Source organism: Bacillus sp. JCM 19034, from assembly GCF_001310635.1.
Lineage (GTDB): Bacteria > Bacillota > Bacilli > Bacillales > Bacillaceae_D > Halalkalibacter.
This window is the reverse complement of record NZ_BAXR01000003.1, coordinates 238758-258177: the sequence shown is the minus strand read 5'-3', so window position 1 is coordinate 258177 and position 19420 is coordinate 238758. Positions and strand designations below refer to the sequence as shown.

Annotated in this window: 14 protein-coding genes and 5 pseudogenes; all 19 read right to left on the bottom strand. The window is 36.9% G+C overall.

Annotation, left to right across the window (positions count from 1 at the left end; translation table 11 throughout):
- The 19 genes and pseudogenes from JCM19034_RS24725 to JCM19034_RS07395 all read right to left on the bottom strand — a co-directional run bounded on the left by JCM19034_RS24725 (position 1) and on the right by JCM19034_RS07395 (position 19083).
- Complete coding sequence (locus tag JCM19034_RS24725; protein WP_370621846.1) at positions 1–444, bottom strand: DUF881 domain-containing protein; 444 nt, start codon at positions 442–444, stop codon at positions 1–3.
- A 107-nt stretch (positions 445–551) separates the two neighbouring features.
- Positions 552–716, bottom strand: coding sequence for a hypothetical protein (locus JCM19034_RS24720; protein ID WP_370621845.1), 165 nt, complete (start codon positions 714–716; stop codon positions 552–554).
- Positions 717–787: 71 nt separating this feature from the next.
- The gene (locus JCM19034_RS07475) at positions 788–1477 is read right to left on the bottom strand and encodes a cell division protein FtsQ/DivIB (protein ID WP_231686865.1); all 690 of its coding nucleotides are present in this window, start codon (positions 1475–1477) and stop codon (positions 788–790) included.
- A 173-nt stretch (positions 1478–1650) separates the two neighbouring features.
- Positions 1651–2562 carry a UDP-N-acetylmuramate dehydrogenase gene (gene murB, locus JCM19034_RS07470; RefSeq protein ID WP_062048557.1) on the bottom strand — a complete coding sequence of 304 codons (912 nt, stop codon included), beginning with the start codon at positions 2560–2562 and terminating at the stop codon, positions 1651–1653.
- Positions 2563–2578: 16 nt separating this feature from the next.
- Positions 2579–3676 carry an undecaprenyldiphospho-muramoylpentapeptide beta-N-acetylglucosaminyltransferase gene (gene murG, locus JCM19034_RS07465; protein WP_062048556.1) on the bottom strand — a complete coding sequence of 366 codons (1098 nt, stop codon included), beginning with the start codon at positions 3674–3676 and terminating at the stop codon, positions 2579–2581.
- Positions 3677–3888: 212 nt separating this feature from the next.
- Positions 3889–4983: pseudogene (spoVE, locus tag JCM19034_RS07460) on the bottom strand (stage V sporulation protein E).
- Positions 4984–5189: 206 nt separating this feature from the next.
- On the bottom strand, positions 5190–6548 hold the full coding sequence (gene murD, locus JCM19034_RS07455; protein WP_062048554.1) for a UDP-N-acetylmuramoyl-L-alanine--D-glutamate ligase: 1359 nt from the start codon (positions 6546–6548) through the stop codon (positions 5190–5192).
- Positions 6548–7525: a phospho-N-acetylmuramoyl-pentapeptide-transferase gene (gene mraY, locus JCM19034_RS07450; protein ID WP_062048795.1), complete on the bottom strand. Its 978-nt coding sequence runs from the start codon at positions 7523–7525 to the stop codon at positions 6548–6550. Before mraY ends, murD begins: the two co-directional genes overlap by 1 nt.
- Before the next feature lie 93 nt (positions 7526–7618).
- Positions 7619–9079, bottom strand: coding sequence for a UDP-N-acetylmuramoyl-L-alanyl-D-glutamate--2,6-diaminopimelate ligase (locus JCM19034_RS07445; protein WP_062048552.1), 1461 nt, complete (start codon positions 9077–9079; stop codon positions 7619–7621).
- A 57-nt stretch (positions 9080–9136) separates the two neighbouring features.
- Positions 9137–11045, bottom strand: a pseudogene (locus JCM19034_RS07440) (stage V sporulation protein D).
- Positions 11046–11107: 62 nt separating this feature from the next.
- Positions 11108–13318 carry a penicillin-binding transpeptidase domain-containing protein gene (locus JCM19034_RS07435; RefSeq protein WP_062048550.1) on the bottom strand — a complete coding sequence of 737 codons (2211 nt, stop codon included), beginning with the start codon at positions 13316–13318 and terminating at the stop codon, positions 11108–11110.
- An 82-nt stretch (positions 13319–13400) separates the two neighbouring features.
- Positions 13401–13751, bottom strand: a complete 351-nt coding sequence (ftsL, locus tag JCM19034_RS07430) for a cell division protein FtsL (RefSeq protein ID WP_062048548.1) — start codon at positions 13749–13751, stop codon at positions 13401–13403.
- Positions 13752–13769: 18 nt separating this feature from the next.
- Positions 13770–14449 (bottom strand): annotated as a pseudogene (gene rsmH, locus JCM19034_RS07425) (16S rRNA (cytosine(1402)-N(4))-methyltransferase RsmH).
- Positions 14450–14498: 49 nt separating this feature from the next.
- Positions 14499–14702, bottom strand: coding sequence for a 16S rRNA (cytosine(1402)-N(4))-methyltransferase (gene mraW / locus JCM19034_RS24005; protein ID WP_269431673.1), 204 nt, complete (start codon positions 14700–14702; stop codon positions 14499–14501).
- Between the two features lie 16 nt (positions 14703–14718).
- Positions 14719–15143, bottom strand: a pseudogene (mraZ, locus tag JCM19034_RS07420) (division/cell wall cluster transcriptional repressor MraZ).
- Between the two features lie 156 nt (positions 15144–15299).
- Positions 15300–16915: pseudogene (gene bshC, locus JCM19034_RS23010) on the bottom strand (bacillithiol biosynthesis cysteine-adding enzyme BshC).
- 95 nt (positions 16916–17010) lie between these two features.
- On the bottom strand, positions 17011–17376 hold the full coding sequence (locus JCM19034_RS07405) for a DUF3397 domain-containing protein (RefSeq protein ID WP_062048542.1): 366 nt from the start codon (positions 17374–17376) through the stop codon (positions 17011–17013).
- A complete protein-coding gene (locus JCM19034_RS07400; protein WP_062048540.1) occupies positions 17376–18290 on the bottom strand; it encodes a 2-dehydropantoate 2-reductase in 915 nt (304 codons plus the stop codon). Before JCM19034_RS07400 ends, JCM19034_RS07405 begins: the two co-directional genes overlap by 1 nt.
- A gap of 232 nt (positions 18291–18522) precedes the next feature.
- Positions 18523–19083, bottom strand: coding sequence for an RsfA family transcriptional regulator (locus JCM19034_RS07395; protein ID WP_062048538.1), 561 nt, complete (start codon positions 19081–19083; stop codon positions 18523–18525).
- Positions 19084–19420 lie beyond the last annotated feature (337 nt).

Genomic DNA, 19420 nt, shown 5'->3' with positions numbered 1-19420 from the left:
TCACCCGCTTTCCATCAAATGTGGATCGAGTAAAATTGAATTTTTCTTTTGAATTCGTACTGTAATTTCATCATTTACGAGCTGATTATGAACGCCTCCTGGCAGTGTCAAGGCTGACTCTAAAATGTCAGCATCGCCAATAGCAGTGACAACAAAGGGGGCAGATGAAACCTGACCATCAACTCGGATAACTGGACCGGTACACTGAATATAGGACTGTCGTGTTAAACGATAACCATTAATCGCAATCGCTTCGGCGCCAGCAACAAATAATTCATGAACGACTCGCTGTATGTGAAACTCATGGACAATATAATTATTCGGATCTTCACCATCAGGAACATAGTCAGAATCTTCTAATGATACTTCAATACCAGGTCCTTGTACTTTTACATCTCCTACTACTTTACGAAGACGATCTAGATCCTCAAGTAAATTCTTCATGCGTACTTCCTCTTCTGCATCAAGTGACGTTACATGCTCCTCTAGTTCACGTAGTTGTGCTTGATAACTCTTAAGGTCCTCTTGTAACGTTTGATTTGTCGACTGTTCTAAATTAATTGATTCCTTAATTCATCTTCTCTTTCCCATTGACGTTCGTATCCTGGATTTATACTAATTTGTTCATTAGCCATTTCGTAATTTAATGCTAATATAAACCCTGTAACAATTAATACAAAGGATAAGATGAGATGCTTACCTTTCACTTTCATCATCTTGTTCACCCTCCTCTGCTTCCCAATCTTCAAAGTATGGACTCATTCTTAAATGTAATATTCCCTTTTTATTAGTCGATCTCATCAATAATCGCCAAATATGGCGTTACTTTTTCATGAAATGAATTAATCGTTGTATGGACTTCAATCCCATCTGTCATATACATAATAAGACGTTGAGAGTCTTGATCGGTGGGCGAAAAAATAATTTCAGAGATTCTTTCCAACAAAGCAGGAGGAACTTGTCTTAGCTCTGCTGAAAGTTCAGATAAATTATCACCTTCTGAAAACCCAATTAAAATCGGTGCATCTGCAGGTATATGCGATCGATCTACCTCAGTTAAATTCATACCATTTTCTAATATTGGATAAAAACGATCATCATGGAGCAAATAACCGATTCGTTCATTTTCTATAATTGTTATTTCAATAGTTGTAGGCCAGCGTCTTTCAACAGAAGAAGATGCGATTTCAATATGTTCATTTAGTCTATTCATTGTATCTTCTATATTTACATTCCAAATACTTGTCCCAATAGTAAGCTCACTTTGCTTTAACACTTCTTCTTTCGTTAAGTGAACATTCCCTTGAATTACTACTTCACGAACGTGGCTTGCTGGAGACTGAAAATAAATGATAAGAAGAAGTAGTAAAAAAAAGAAAGATAAAAAAAACAGCAAGCGCCGATTAGCACGCTGTTTTCGTTGTTCTTTTAATGTCGGGATTTTTTCATTTATTGTAACTACTTTTTTATCATTCATTCTCAACACTCCTACTAACCATCCCAAATTCAGCGTTTTCCATCTATTTATTATAACATAACTATCACTTTAAAATCGTTAGTTCTATTCGTATTATGAGAAAAAGCACTGAAAAAAGTTATCTATCTTCAGTGCTCTCAATTCTACGTGTGAAACAGTCTCACAAAATAAACTTATGCATGCTTGCCTATCATTTCAACTTCAGTCTGTAAGTCGATCTGCTTCGTTTCTCTAATGACTGTTTTTACATGATTAATAAGATCAAGAACATCTTGTGCTTTAGCATGATTAACATTTTCTATAAAATTAGCATGCATTAACGAAATCTGTGCACCACCTATTTGATATCCTTTTAAACCAGCTTCTTCAATTAGCTGCCCCGCGTAATATGGTAGTGGGTTCCGAAATACACTTCCACAAGTAGGATTATTCCAAGGCTGTGATTCACGGCGATAATCCTTATTTGCCTGCATTTCTTTCACTATATCCTCCCTATTACCTTTCATTAATTTTAAAACAGCCTCAACACAAATCGCCTTTTCCTTTTGAAGCTTTGAAGTTCGGTATGCAAATTCAAATTGCTCATTGGACCATGTTGCAAACGTTCCATCTTCTTTCATAACAGTCGCTTCTACTAAAATATCGGCTATTTCCTTACCATGAGCACCTGCGTTCATAAAAACCGCTCCACCAACTGAGCCTGGAATTCCACCGGCAAACTCCAATCCAGAAAGCCCTTGGCGACTCAATAATGTTGCCAGTTTAATAACGGGGTACCCTCCACCAACACGGACCGTGTTAGATTGTTCATCGAACACCATGTCATCAATACCGCGATCTAGTTTGATAACAGCTCCTTCTATCCCTTGGTCACTTACAAGTAAGTTGGAGCCTCTCCCGATCACTCGCCATGGTATTTGCCCCTTTACAATTATGTCCATAGTTTTCACTAAGCTATCCAAACCATTAGGAATGATAAGTACATCAGCCGGACCGCCTATCTTCCAAGTAGTATGGTTAGCCAATGGTTCATCTATTAATACTTTCCCTACATTCTCATCCTTTAGAGCCTCAATCCAATTCATTCTATCTTCCACCTTTTTAATCCTTTTTCATGACCTGCTGTAAAACATGGTGTAAATCTTTCGCTGCCTCTGGCAAACCTAATTGTTTAGAAGCTTGATGCATCTTCGCCCATTTTTCTTCATTCGTTAAAATATCGTCCATTACTGATAATAATTTCTCTCCAGACATTTCGGATTCTTTTAATAAGACTGCCGCTCCATTTTCAGCTAACGATTGGGCATTTTTCTCTTGATGGTTGTTCGTAACATAAGGACTAGGTATTAATATACTTGGGAGACCTAAGACCGTAATCTCCGCCAACGTCGTTGCTCCGGCACGTCCCACTATTAAATCAACAGCTCCTAGTACATCGGGCATATTATGAATAAATGGTTTAATAATGACATTATCAGGATGGTCATGCTTTTTCATTTGCTCGATAACATGATCATAATGAATGGCTCCTGTTACATATACGATTTGATATGATTTACGTTTCAATTTACCCATAATCGTTAAAAAAGCCTCATTAATCGGCCTTGCCCCACGACTTCCTCCAACTATTAAGACTGTTTTTCGGTCTGCACGTAACCCCAATGACGTCCTTCCTGCTTCTGCATTAACATTCATTACTTCAGAAGCTCTTGGGTTACCTGTTAGTACAACCTTTTCTTGTGGAAAAAATTGCTTCGCCTCTTCAAAACACACAGCAATTTTAGTAACGTATTTGCTTAAGAACTTGTTTGTAAGTCCTGGTATACTATTTTGTTCATGGACAACGGTTGGTATTTTTAATTTTGCAGCAGCATAAACAACAGGGCCACAAACGTATCCTCCCGTTCCAATAACAACATCAGGCTTAAATTCTTTTAAAATTGATTTCATTTTTTTTGTTCCAGCAAGAAACCGATAGACAGTCTTAATGTTTTCAAATGAAATCGATCGTTTAAATCCAGTTATAGAAATTGATATAAATGGGATCTCTTCGCGTCTTACAATATCAGATTCTAGACCCTTCTCTGTACCCACATAAAGAATATCTGCCTGTTGGTCAACTTGCATAATTTCCTTAATTAATGCTAAGGCAGGATATATATGTCCACCAGTTCCTCCACCACTAACAACAATTCGCATAATCTTCCTCCACTAATTTGTTTAACATCATTTTAGCACGAACTAAACTTGGAATATACATTTTGAAAAAACAGGATTTTATTTTTTTCTCTTCGGTTCGTGTAACGAAGCAGGGTAAAAGCGAAATACCTAATCGATTAAATTAATCCAGAGAGTTACTTATAAATAGGACAGCTATCCACATGTAAGCTGGCCCTCTAAAAATCTAGTGATTACCGAGTGTGTCGACTTATATTAAGTAAGACACCGACTGACAGTAACATCAATGTTAAAGAAGATCCACCATAACTTAATAACGGTAGAGTAATTCCTGTAACAGGCATCAGTCCTGTTACAACGCTAATATTGATCATTACTTGTATAGCAATCATTGAAATTATTCCGACAGCTAAAAACTACCGAATAAATCAGGAGCACCTAAGGCAATTCTAACCCCTCTCCATAATAAGAGACCGAACAAACATATCACAATCATACCACCAATAAAACCTAGTTCCTCAGCTAGTATAGCAAAAATAAAATCGGTTTGTGGTTCGGGTAAATAGAAGTATTTTTGTCTACTCTCTCCTAAACCTTGGCCCCAAAGCCCCCAGGGCCAATTGCGTATAACGATTGAATGATTTGAAAACCGCTTCCTAATGGATCAGACCATGGATCCAGAAATGACGTAATTCGTTTAATCCGATAAGGAGCAGAAGCAATTAACGCAACAAAACCAGCAACACCAATTAACCCGAGCCACATAAAGTGACTAACTCTTGCTCCAGAGATAAAAATCATAACGATACACGTTCCAACCATCACCGCACCTGTCCCTAAATCGGGCTGTAGCATAATCATTCCAAATGCTAACATAACTAGAGAAAGAGAGGGCAATAAACCCTTTTTAAATGAAACTATTTTCTTTTGATTTCTCGATAAATAGCTAGCGAGAAAGGCAATCATCGCCATTTTCATAAACTCAGAGGGTTGTATTGAAAAGGCTCCTACACCTAACCAGCTACGTGCTCCTCCCCTTACAAGTCCGACACCTGGTATTAAAACAATAACTAGTAAAATGAAACAAATGATAAGTAACACCTTTGACCAAGTACGCCATGTCCAATAATCAATCCTCATGATAAACAACATGGCGGCAACACCAAGCCCAGCAAAAAATAGCTGACGTTTTAAAAAAAAGAAAGAATCATCAAAACGATAACTAGCCCAAGCTTCACTTGCACTGTATACCATAATTAAGCCGATAAGTAATAATGAAACGTCGTTAGCATTAGCAAGTAATCTGGTGCTGTTTTGCCCTTTTCCATGTAAACACCTCATCATTTTTCATAAAGTTCATCGTAATATAACCTTATGCATAAATGATAAAAACATGTCCAAGTTATCGCCAATAATGTATGTATGAATAGAAGTTAGGCAGTCCCTTACTACTTCTAAATGGTAAAAAGGGGCAAAGAAAAACGTCTTAAAAAAGGCAGTACATCAATTCCTTTTTAAGACGCTATATTCACCATTATTTCACAGACAGGCTTTCAACTGCTTGAACGAACCTTTCTCCACGTTCTTCAAACGTCTTATATTGATCCCAGCTTGCACATGCAGGTGAAAGTAAAATAACATCTCCCTTATTAGCATGCTGAAATGCTAGTAAAACCGCATCCTCCATCCACTCTGCATCAATAACCTTCTCTACACCCGCAATATGTGCAACTTCCTTAATTTTAGCGCTTGTCTCACCAAAAGTAATGATTGTGTGCACTCGTTCTAGTGAGGGTATGAGTGAATCAAACGAATTTCCACGATCTAAACCACCGGCAAGTAAAACAATAGGATCAGAAAAAGCATTTATTGCCTTCTCTGTCGCTAAAATATTCGTTGCTTTAGAGTCATTATAAAACCGCTTGCCTTCCACTTCATCAACAAATTGTAATCGATGGCGAACACCTGTAAAAGTTTTTAAAACAAATTGTATATGCTCTTTTTTTGCACCCATTATCAAGGAAACCGCTATAGCTGCTAGCACATTTTCAAGATTATGATTTCCCGGAAGAAGGATATCTTCCGTATGTATAATTGGCTCCTGTTTAAAATAAACGAACCCATTTTTTATGCTCGCTCCATTAGACAAATAACGTTTCGTTGAAAAAGGTACTTTTTTGGCATTTGAATGCTGAACCGCTTTTACTAGGTTTGAATCATCATCATTATAGATAAGCCAGTCTTGCTCATTTTGATTAGCAAATATTTTTGTTTTCGCCTGAATATATGCTTCTTTTGTTCCATGATAGTCTAAATGAGCATCAAAGATATTTAACAGAACACTAATCGCTGGCTTAAATGTAACGGTACCCATTAACTGGAAGCTGGACACTTCCAAAACGATACAATCATCCTTTGTAACACTTTCTGCAACTTCACATGAAACAGTTCCAATATTACCAGCTACAACTGGTTTTTTCGAGCTATTTTCTAGCATTTCACCGATTAACGTTGTTGTTGTCGTTTTCCCGTTGGAGCCCGTGATCGCAACAATATCAGCTTCACTAAGTATTGAAGTTAATTCAATTTCTGTTATAACGGGGATACCTAGTTCTATTGCTTTTTTTATCATTTTATTCTCGTACGGAATACCTGGATTTTTAACAACTAGTTGAAAAGAATCATCCAATAATTCGACTGGATGATGGCCACATACGACTCTTATCCCTAGCTCATCCAATTGCTGCGCTTGCGGATTTTCATGATATGGTTTTGCATCATTGATTGTAACAATGGCACCTAACTTATGTAATAATTTTGCTGCTGCTTCACCACTTTTGGCTAAACCTAAAACCAGTATTCGTTTTCCTTTAAACTTTTCGATTCCTTTCATTACAACCACACCTCTAAATAAATTCCTAGCACAGCAAAGACCATGCCAACGAACCAAAAAGTAACGACAACACGCCATTCACTCCATCCAGAAAGCTCATAATGATGATGTAGTGGACTCATTTTAAATACCCGTTTTCCTCTCGTTTTAAAAGAAATAACTTGAATGATTACTGAAAGTGTTTCAATAACAAATACTCCACCAATAATAACTAATAATATTTCCATTTTCGTTAAAATGGCTATTGCCGCAATCGCCCCACCAAGTGCGAGCGATCCCGTATCGCCCATAAATACTTTTGCCGGATGTGCATTATAAACTAAAAATCCTAATACTGCCCCAACAATTGCCGCACTAAAAATCGAGACGTCAATTAGATCCGCATACCAAGCAAGAACAGCAAATGCTCCAAAGGCCACTGCTCCAGTACCAGCTAGCAATCCATCTAATCCATCCGTTAAATTAACTGCATTCGATGCACCGACGAGCATAACAACTACAAAAGGTAAATAGAGCCAACCTAAATCAATTGATAGAGTTGTAGCCGGAATCGTAATTTCAGTCGATAAATTCATTTGATGCAAACCGAAATAAAATAGAATAGCAATTACTAATTGACCAGCTAGCTTCTGTTTCGATGTTAACCCTAAATTACGTTTTAAGACTACTTTAATAAAATCATCTAAGAAACCAACAACACCAAAGCCGACTGTGACTAGAAGAAGCAATAGAATTTCTTGACTAAAAGACAAATAGGTCAATGATACAAAAAGTGAGGTCACAATAATCGAGATGACAATGACGATTCCTCCCATTGTCGGCGTACCACTTTTCTTTTGATGTGATTTTGGTCCTTCTTCTCGAATACTCTGACCAAATTTTAACCTACGTAAAAAAGGAATAAATAATGGCGATAATAGGACTGCGATTAAGAATGATAATATTAAGGAAATTAATAAAATTTGTTGCTCAAACATCATTCATCACGCCCCCTTTCTTTTCTCTATTCGTATGTTGCATATTTTATGCTAGTCATCGTTGTATTGAAGGGGCCACTGGCATGAGTGACCCTACCACACTTTATTGTGTAAAGCTTTTCTAGCTACTTCACGATCATCAAAGTGGATCGTGTTATCACCAATAATTTGATATGTTTCATGCCCTTTTCCAGCAATAAGAACTATATCGCCTGACTTCGCACAATCAATAGCATACTGTATTGCCTCTGTACGGTCAATCACTTCTTCATAATCTCCTTCATTCACACCAGCAACCATATCAGAAAGAATTGCTTTTGGATCTTCAGAACGTGGATTATCAGAAGTAAAAATCGCTTTATCAGCATACTTTGTTGCAATTTGTGCCATAATTGGTCGCTTCGTCTTATCTCGATCGCCACCGCAGCCAACAACAGCAATTATTCGCTTCTCTGATAATTCTTTTAAAGTTTCTAACACATTTTCTAAACTATCTGGTGTATGAGCGTAATCAACAATCACAGAGAAATCTACATCTGCTTCAATCATTTCAAATCGACCGGCGATTCCTGTAACTTTTTCTAAGCTTTCCTTCATATCACTAATGGAAATATTCATTGCAATGCCAACAGCAATGGTTGCGAGAACATTATAAACACTAAATTTCCCAATAAGCTTTAATTGAAAAGGGATTTGCTTTTCAAAAGCATGTAATGTAAATGATGTACCGTTTGGCATGAGCACCACATTAGTTGCCCTAATATCAGCATCGGAAGTTATACCGTATGTAATGACATCTTGAGCGGTTAAACGAATCAATTCTTTACTTGCCGGATCATCAAGATTAATAACAGCTACTTTCTCTGTTGGTGCACTTCCTAATTGAGAAAATAACAAACCTTTGGCATATAAATACTTTTCCATTGAACCGTGATAATCTAAATGATCAGGTGAAAGATTCGTAAATACTGCTATATCAAAATCACAACCATGAACACGTCCAAGATGCAGTGCGTGTGAAGAAACCTCCATTATTGCTGTATCGACTTTCTTGTGAACCATTTCATGAAAGATTTGCTGCAGAGGCAGCGATTCTGGTGTTGTATTTTTCGTTTCTTTTGTCTCTTCACCAATTTTTGTATACATCGTACCGATCAAACCGGTCTTTTTCCGTTTGGCGAGTAACACTCGTTCGAGCAAATGTGTAACAGTTGTTTTTCCATTTGTCCCAGTAACACCGATTAATTGAAGATCGGACGTAGGGTAACGATAGAAGTGACATGCTACTTTAGCCATTACCCTTCTTGAATCCTTCACGACAATAACCGGTACTGAAACAGGAAGGGGACGTTCCGCAATAATGGCGACAGCACCTTGTTCAACCGCTTTTTCTGCAAAATCATGCCCGTCGACAGTATAACCTTTAATACAAATAAATACTGTACCTTGCTCCACTTCTCGTGAATCCATAGCCAATGACGTGACAATTGGGTTTTTGTCAGCCATAGTTGACTTGTAAAAACGTATTGGCTTTAATAACTCTTTCAAGTTCATTACCTTTTTATCTCCTTCTCAACTGACATACCAACTACCATTTTATAAGGGTTGCTCTCAATTGTCACCCATATAAAGTCTTATTGTTGACCCAGATGATACTTTTATCCCAGGGGAAGGGGATTGTGCTAGGACATACTTCCCTTCACCTTCAACTTCCAATTGTAATTCATAATATGATTCATTTAATTCTCGCTGTGTTCTTCCAACTAAATCAGGCACTTCTACAAGAGGTACATCACTCCACGTTAGTTCTTTTTCAACTTGATCTTCACGTCTTTCAACATTTAAGGCAAGTAAACTATCTTCGATGATATTACCTACGATCGGTGCTGCAACAACCCCTCCGAATTGAATCGTATCTTTCGGATTATCAATTGCGACATAGACGACAATTTGTGGGTCATCCGCAGGTGCAAAACCAATAAAAGAAACGATATGATTATTTTCTAAATAGCGGCCATCCTTCGCTTTTTGTGCTGTCCCGGTTTTTCCACCAACACGATAGCCATCAATATATGCACCTTTTCCAGAACCAAGTGCAACAACATGCTCTAATGCATATCTAACTTCCTCTGAAGTCTCCTCCGAAATGACTTGACGCTTCATCGTCGGTGTCCTTTGTTCTACGACTTCACCTGTTAATGGATCTACAAATTCCTTTGCAATAAACGGTTGATATACATAGCCCCCATTTACAGCAGCTGAAACAGCTGTTACCTGTTGAAGCGGTGTAACAGCCACACCTTGGCCAAACGAGGTTGTAGCTTGTTCAAGAGGGCCAACCCGTTCACGATTAAATAAGATTCCTGTTCCTTCGCCTTGTAAATCAATACCGGTTTTTTTTCCAAAACCGAAGTCTTCAATATAATCAAAGAGGCGATCTGTCCCGAGACGTTGACCTAATTCAACAAACCCAGGGTTACATGAATTTTGCACAACTTCTAAAAACGTTTGCTCACCGTGTCCTCCCTTTTTCCAGCACCGTATGTTACGACCTGCAACCTCAATGTATCCAGGATCATAAAAGGTATCTTTTCTTAAATCGACTTCATTTTCTTCAATTGCAGCAGCTAATGTAATAATTTTAAAAGTCGAACCTGGCTCATATTGCATCCAGACCGGCTTATTTTGATTATAAATTTCTGATGGAACCTCTTGGAAATTTTCCGGATTATAGTCAGGGCGACTACTCATCGCCAAAATTTCTCCCGTATTGGGGTTCATTGCAATCGCAATCGCCCCATCTGTCGATACGTTGCTTCAGCAATGTCCAATTCGCGCTCTACGATCGTTTGAATTTGACTATCAATCGTTAGACGTAAATCATATCCATTTTTTGGAGACGAGTATTCATCGGCTAAGTTAGGCATTTTACTTCCTTTTGCAGTTGCAAAAAAGATACATGTCCTTTATGCCCTTTTAAGGCGTCGTCATAATACAACTCTAACCCTGTCAATCCTTGATTATCAATACCAGCAAATCCAAGTACATGAGATAAATACGATCCATTCGGGTAGTGTCTTTTACTATCTTCGGCAATATAAACCCCTGGTAAACGTAAATCACGTACTTCACTTGCTTTTTCTTTTGATACTTTACGGTTAACATGAATCATTGACACACTTTTTGTAATTTCTTTATAAACATCTTTATGATCTAAATCTAATACATTTGCTAATTTTTCAGCGGTATCAACCGGATCCTGAATTTGTCTTGGAACAACAATGATCGATGGTGCACTTACATTTGTTGCTAATACAACATCATTGCGGTCCCGTATTTCACCACGTTTTGCTTCAAATGGAACATCTCGACTCCATGAATCTTCAGCCCGTTCCGTTAACCAATCGCCCATAGCAAATTGAACGTATCCAAGCCTTAAAATCATAATTAGAAACGCAATAAACCCGAACATTAATACGAGAATGAGCCTTTTGCGGACCGTAACGTTAGATACTCTCACCGAAATCACTCCTACAATACATACTGCTATTAACGTATGCTTGTACGAGGAGAGTTAGAACATTACTCGTCCTCTTCCTCTATAGCCATTTCTACATTGTCAGCGTCTGCTTCTATATCCGTTTCTTCATTATCAGCTTCCACTGATACATCTTGTTCAGATTTTCTTTCTAAATCAACGACCATATAATCACCAATTGTGATTTTTGTTCCTGGTTCAATACTTTGGGATACAACATAACCGTGTCCAAATATAGAGATATCCATCTCTGTTAATTCAGCTAATTTACGCACATCTCTACTTGACCAACCAGTCATATCAGGAACGTTAAACGTTTGATCATCCGTTAGCAGGAATAAGCGTTCACCTGGTAATGCACTTTTGCCACCTATAGGATGTTGAGCAATAACCTCTTTTCCATCTCCTAGTATCATCACATCTAGATTAGTTTGGTCAATGGCTTGTTCTAATTCACTACCTGTTAATGTAGTGAAATCAGTCACAACATACTCATTATTAACTGTCTCGGTGATTTCTATCTCCGTTGGCGAAATATTTAAATATTGTAAACTATGCTTCATTATCGTGTTAAAGATGAGAGCTGTCGGCTCTGAACCTGATTGAAAGAGGTCTATTTTAGGTCTTTCCACAGCAACATAAACAAGTACTTTTGGCTCGTCTTTAGGGGCCATTCCGATAAATGAAAAAATATTCTCTCCATGTCCATTTATGTAACCACCATTTGGGGAAGGAATTTGAGCTGTCCCTGTTTTTCCAATTACATCAAACCCTTCAAGGTAGTAAGCATTCCCTGTCCCTACAGGTGAGGTTACTACTTGTTCTAGTAAGTCTCTTACATGTTCCGCTGTATCTTGTGAAATAGGTTCTCCAGCCACTTCTGGCATATTTTCAAAAATAACTTCACCATTTTGTGAGTTAACAATTTTAGACACAACAAATGGTTTCATCATTTGCCCATTGTTAGCAATTGCTGTTGCTGCTTGCACTTGCTGAATAGGCGTCACTGCTGAGCCTTGTCCAAAAGACGTTGAAGCTGCTTCTACTGGTCCGTTACGATCAATCGCACTTGTCACCTCACCCGGTAAATCAATCCCTGTTGGTTGATCAAATCCAAAACGTGTTAAATAATCATATAATTTCTTTTGACCGAGCTTCTCCAATGTTAAGCGTGACATCGCTACATTTGATGAACGGAGAAAACCTTCATCAAAACTAATCATCCCCCAACCTACACGGTTATTATGATCGCCAATCGTCGATGTTCCTATTTGGTATTGTCCTGATTGGTAATGCTCGCTACCATTATACACTCCTTCTTCAATTGCTGCGGCTACTGTAAACATTTTCATTGTAGAACCCGGTTCATACCGATCGGCAATTGCATAATTCAGGTAGTTTGTAATGTTTTCATATTCGTTTGGATTAAAACTAGGGCGATTACTCATCGCTAACACTTCTCCGGTTTTCGGATCTACTACAATTGCGATCATTCTTTCAGGTTCATAGTCTTCCTCCACTTGTGTCATTACCTGTTCAAGTGCAGTTTGAATATTTGTATCAAGAGTAGTATATATTTCGTGTCCATGTTTTGGTGGGATAATTTGTTCGTTTGCATTCGGTAGACGGATCCACTTCATATCCTTTTGAAATGTTACCTTTCCATCTTCAGCTTGCAAGTATTCATCTAAACTTTGCTCTAATCCCATTCGAGCTTCTTCCATATCTCTGTCTGTATAACCAATGACATGGGAAGCATACGTTTGCTTCGGATAAAAACGGCGTGGCTCTTCTCGGAAATAAATCCCTTCAAGTTCTAGAGCTTCAATTTCCTTCATTCGTTCATATGTAAGATTTCTTGCTCCGGAACCCAATTCTACTTGAAATCGATCACTCGTTAATAAACGAGTTAATTCTTCTTCACTCATATTAATATAAGGAGATAAGATAGCTGCTGTCTCTTCAGGTTTCCTGACATAATAACGTTGGTCTTTGTTTAAAACGGCATATACCGTAAATGATGGAACTTCTTGTGCAAGTGCACTGCCTTCCCGATCAAAGATTGTCCCCCTTTTCCCTTCAATAACTTGTTCTTGAGTCCACCTTTGCTCACCAATTTCAATTAAATCATTTCCATTAATTGTTTGTGCAGCTTGTATATAAATAATTCTTCCTGTTAATGTAAGAAAAACGATTAGTATGACAAATAATAGGAAAACAGCACGCTTATTCGTAACGACACGCTTCAAATCCATTTATCTCACCTCTTTTACTTCATTCATTATTATTATTGTTATATTAATCAAATTCGGCGAGAAAAAACTAGTCCAAACTGAACTAGTTTTGTACAACTTTTATTTTATCGTCGTCTAATACCATTCCTAATTCTTTAGCAATAGATAAAATTCGCTCAGGCTCACTTAACTCCAAAACTTGTAAATGAAGTCCATTATTAATTTCTTGTTGCATAACAATATCACGTTCTAATTGATAAACATCGCGATTTACCGTATAGAGGGTGGCAAAATTATGTACAATGACACTTAAAATAACAAACATTATAAGAGCAACAATTGCCATAATTAATTTTTCACCTAGCGTAACGGATGTACGTGTTCTCTTTATACTTTTATGCGTTTTTACTTGTGTTTGCTCTTGGTGCTGAACTTGCCGTGCAACCATACTCATGATTAGTTCCCCCTTATCCTATTTTTGTTTCTCGGCAATACGTAATTTAGCAGATCGTGCACGATTGTTTTCCTCTAACTCCTCTTCTGAAGGAACAATCGGTTTCCTTGTAATCATCTTTAATTCTGGTATAAACTCTTCTGGAATCACTGGTAGCCTGGTGGTAAATCTGGCCCTTTGCTTTTTTCTTTCATAATTCCCTTGCATAATCGATCCTCAAGTGAATGAAAGGTAATAACCGAAATGCGCCCACCTACTGATAGCATGCTTATCGCATCCTCAAGAGCTTCTTCAAAAGCTCCGAGTTCATCGTTAACGGCAATTCGGATAGCTTGGAATGTTCTTTTTGCTGGATGTCCACCTTTACGTCTTGCCGGAGCAGGAATCGCTTCTTTAATAATGTCTACTAGCTCACTCGTACGTTCAATTGGTTTTTCTTCACGTCTTGCTTCGATTTTTCTAGCAATTTGCTTGGCAAATTTCTCCTCACCATAACGTGAAATAATTGATACAAGCTTAGCAAAAGGCCAATTATTCACAACATCAGTAGCCGAAAGCTGTTGTGTTTGATCCATTCTCATATCAAGGATTGCGTCCTGGTGATAGCTAAAGCCACGTTCCGCTTCATCTAATTGTGGGCTTGAAACTCCAAGGTCAAATAATACCCCATCTACTTTTTTGACACCACGTTTGTGCAATTCTTGCTTTAAAAAACGAAAATTACTTTTAATTAATGTTACGTTGTTTTTAAAGCTTCGCTAACTTTTCACTAGCATTAGCTAATGCTACCTCATCTTGATCAAATGCAAATAAATGTCCATTTTTTAATTTTTCAACTATTTTTGTGGAATGGCCTGCTCCACCGAGCGTACAGTCAACATAAATACCGTCCGGCTTAATATGCAATCCCTCAACAGCTTCCTCTTTTAAAACGGTAATATGACGAAACAAACCTCCACCTCCATTTTTACAGGTCAAAATCAATAATATTTTCTGCTATCTCGCTAAATGACTCTTCCGACTCTGCGAAATATTCTTCCCAAATCGCTTTACTCCATACTTCAACACGATTAGAAACACCAATAACAACACATTCTTTTTCTAATTTGGCGTATTCACGTAATGGTGAGGCGATATTTACTCTACCTTGTTTATCTAATTCACATTCAGTAGCACCTGAAAAGAAAAAACGAGTAAAAGCTCTCGCATCTTTTTTCGTAAAAGGAAGGGATTTTAATTTTTCTTCTAGTTTTACCCACTCGTCCTGGGGATAAACGAATAGACATCGGTCGAGGCCCCGTGTCACTACAAATGTTGCTCCTAAAGCTGTTCTAAATTTCGCTGGAACAATCATTCTGCCTTATCATCAACGTTATGATGATATTCCCCCATAACATCGAGAAACAACTCCCTCCACTTCCTAACAATAAAGTACCACATTCCCCCACTTTGTACCACCTAATTTAAAAAATTTCTCCACAAAAAAATCCTGCCTTATTCAGACAGGATTTCATTTTTATATTTCGACAGCTTCTTTTTACAAAAAAATCATAAATAGACAAGCTTATGATTTCGACTCAAAGGTAGTTCTTGTGACAACCATTTTTTAAATTCGCCTTCTCCAAGTACATTCATGATCACAAACGGATGTATAATACGTTCCTGAGGTTTGTTTAATGGCGAAAGCCATTGACTTGACTCAGCAAATTTTTTTAATGTGTCTTCATGTGCTTGTCGAACGAAATTTTGCATCTTTTTTTCAATAAAATCTAATTGATATTCAATTAGTTCAATATTTTTTTTACTTAATCGCTCTAACGTCTGATCCATATTTGACGTCAATTCACGAATTGGCTGATGACTATCGCGAATTTGAGCTTTTGCCTGATTCACAATTTCCTCAATAGGATATGGATTGACTTTTTCAAGCCAACGAGTACGAAGCGCTTCCATTTCTCCATTTAAAAAAGGTAGAATATCATAATTCATTTCATTTAGCCATTTGTTAACAGTTGTCGGAACGAACGTCATATGGTAACGCAATATGACTGGAGGTACCTTAAGGTCAAATTGTTCAAAAACAGGCTTTAATGTAGCCCAATAAGCAATCTCACCTGGACCACCAATAAATGCCAATACAGGTAAAAGCCATTCTTGCATAAGCGGACGAGTGACAACATTATTACTGAAACGTTCTGGTTGCTCTTCAACGATCTTTATTAGCTCACTTTTCGTATATGTATAATTCGTACCTTGAATCAAAAATTGATGATGATCATAATCAATTCGCCTTCTAGTACCATCAACTTCTAAAATAAGTGAGCATTTAGTGATTCCGTTCCAATTGGTTTCCCGTAACCAGATTGTTGAAACAATCGCTCTCCTAATTGTTGAGCTTCTTGAACAGCTTCCACATGGAAAATTAAATCTTTGAAATATTCTTTTTCTAGCTGACGAATAAAAGGATCATGTGCATCAAGTAAAAGTAAACCTTGATCAGCAAAAAGCCAATGCATCAAAAGTCTAAAAAAGTCAACAAAGCTATCAGATTGTTGCAAATAATTAGAAACCTTTTTATATAGAGTGCACGTATAGGCTGTTTCGGGTAATGTCGCAAACACCTCATCAAGCCAACGCTGCATTATTTCTTGATTAAGTGGAACGTTTGAGGCGGAAGTATAGGTAGAAACATCATCATATAAATGTTTTTTCCAGTTCAAATGGTGTTGTTTATAAACAAAACGTATTTCATCCAAATCATGGTCTTCACCAGCAATCCAAAAAATTGGAATAACGGCTATACCTAATTGCTGTTCTTGTTTCTTTGCTAAAGCTACAATGGACATTGCTTTATAGACCGTGTACAACGGCCCTGTTAGCAAACCAGCTTGTTGTCCACCAACGATAACAACTGATTGTTCATTTTGTAGTTTCTCAATTTGCTTCATCGCTACATGATTGTTTTCTATATCACTGTAGACATCTTGAAAATAAGTAAGAAGTTCTTTACGTTTATAGCTACGCGACTGTATATCTTGAAGCCTTTTATTAAAAACCTGTTCATCCTTTAGTGAATAATCAAAAAAAGAAACAGCTTTTTCATTATATCGTAAATAATCATCGATAAATGGGTTAATTGATAAGTCAAATTCCTTTACATTCATCCTTATGCGTCCCTTCTTTTAGCATTCCTACTCACTATATCAAAGAATAACGATGCAAGAAAGTAATATGACCTAACTATTTAAACGAACAATATTTACGATAAGTCCAATGAAAAATAATGAGATATGTAAAAATAAAAAAAACAATAAAAATTAAAACGCCAAATCCCTCTAACTAATTTGCGAATTTGAATATCCCCAGAAACATACCAGTGTAACCACGTAAAACTGATTGCAATGATTACAATGACAGCTAATAGTAATAAAAGAAGCGAGTGACCGAAAATTTCGCTTAAGATAAAATGTACCGAAGCGATAAATAAAATCGTCGACCAATCTGAAGCAAAACGAATGGCTTTTTTACGATCTTTTTTTCGTTTCATATATATCCAATATAAAAAATACCAGCTTACGATAGGTAAAGTGACAAGTGTCGCTATGAACCATGCAAAAAGTTGCATTAGCGTACCCCCTTTTGCCATTCAATCGCTTTAATCGCCTGAAACATCATCTCAACGTTTTCAATTTTCATTCCCTTTTCTTTACCTACCTTTAGAACGTTACCTACAATCGCTTCAATTTCTGTTTTTCGTCCATTTTGAATGTCTGCAAGCATCGACGAAACATTCTGTTTTGTTCGTTTACATATACGACAAACATAATTCCACAACTCATCTTCATTTGATAATTCAAACACATCAATAACCTCTTTAAATAGTTTTTTCATTATAGAATGGATGAAATCATTGTTTAGTAATTCTCCATTTTTAACTTGAAATAATGCAGTAAGAGGGTTAATACATATATTTACCACCATTTTTTCAAGTATAACTTTATACCAATCATCTACCTCTTCAAACTGTAACAAGGGTATATTGGAAACGCTAGTACGTATTAGACTTTGCTCTCCTAACTGATTGTACCCCCACTTAATTGATCCTAGCCCTGTATGAGCTACAGAGTAGTCATTTATTCGCTTTGCCCCGTGTTCAACAACACCGACAGCAACTTCCGTATGTATGTAATGAGATAAATCTTGTATATGTTGCATTCCGTTTTGCAAAAATAAAATGGCCTTCATAGAAAATCTCTTTTTAGTTAATTCCTTATTGATTAACGGCCAATCATATGCTTTCACCGTGATAATGACAACATCAAACGTCTCAATGGATTCTATAAAATCATTGAATAGACATGTCTTCACCTTAACTTTGTCTGTTTCACCGTCCGAATATACCATGTGAAGGAATTGATCTTGTAATTGTTTTAATTGCTCATTTCTTCTAACTACTAATGTTACATCCTGACTATTTTTTTTTAAATAATAGCTAATGAGCATCCCAATTGCACCAGAGCCAATGACTGCTACTTTCACTAACTTGCTTCTCCCTTCTCATGCTATCTAGAATATAATCACATTTTCTCATTCTTTCTAACTCGAAAGAATAGTACTTTAGACCTAATTAAGCTATATTTATAAACATTCATTATACCACTCTCTATCTTCATTCAATGATCATAGTTCCTTTTACAGTTCAAAAGCATTAGACCACCTCTCAAAAAAATACACTTTGGACGACAAACAGAACCAAAGTGTAAAAAGAGATTTATGCTTCTTTTGTTGCTTCATCATTTATACCTAATTTTCTTGCTCGATCCATAATAGAAAGTAACGTCCGATAATCTTCTTCCATCATTTTTTTCTCTCGTTCAACTTTTTCTAATCTTTGTTTTAAACGGTTATTTTCGTCTTGTAACGCTTCGTAATCTGAAGAAGTCACATGATTTTGATGTTCCTTCAAATAATCATTCAAGAAAGTAACTGCTTTTTCTAAAGTCAAATCTGATTCTAACGTTTTTTCTTCTTCAACTACCTGTTGGTTCACTTCTGGTTGTAGTTCTTTCGCAGTTTCTAGTTCATGATCAGGCTGTAAATACTTTTTACCTTTTGAACGTTGTTTCTTTGCTAATAGTATAGCTGATTCATACTTTTTACGAATCGTAGAATTCCAGCGAAACCCACAAGCAGCACCAGTTCTAGATAGTCGTTTCCCTACTTCTTCAAATGCTGCTAATTGAGTGCTCCCCTCTCGAATGTGCCTTAAAACAACCTCCGCTAAAATTAAATCTTCATCCGTCGTCCAAGCATCTTGTCTAATTGCTGTCACACCGACACCCTCCTTTAATCACATTTATCCTATACGTATGCATCTACTAGAATAGAAAGACGCATGACAATAAAAAATGTATAATTCTATTAATAAATTATGACCTTTTTTCCAAAGTTGTATTCATTAACAAATATACAGAGCGTAATTTTTTAATAGTACATTGACTTATGAAAGGGGGTTCTTTCATAAATGTAACGAGCTTGAGACCGTGCCCTCTTTCGAATCTTTCCACATTTTCACGAGTTACTTCGTGTTTCTCTCTAATCACTTCTATGAAAGTATTAATGCTCATTTAATAAAACACTACACTAATCATCAAATGAGAAGTATAAAA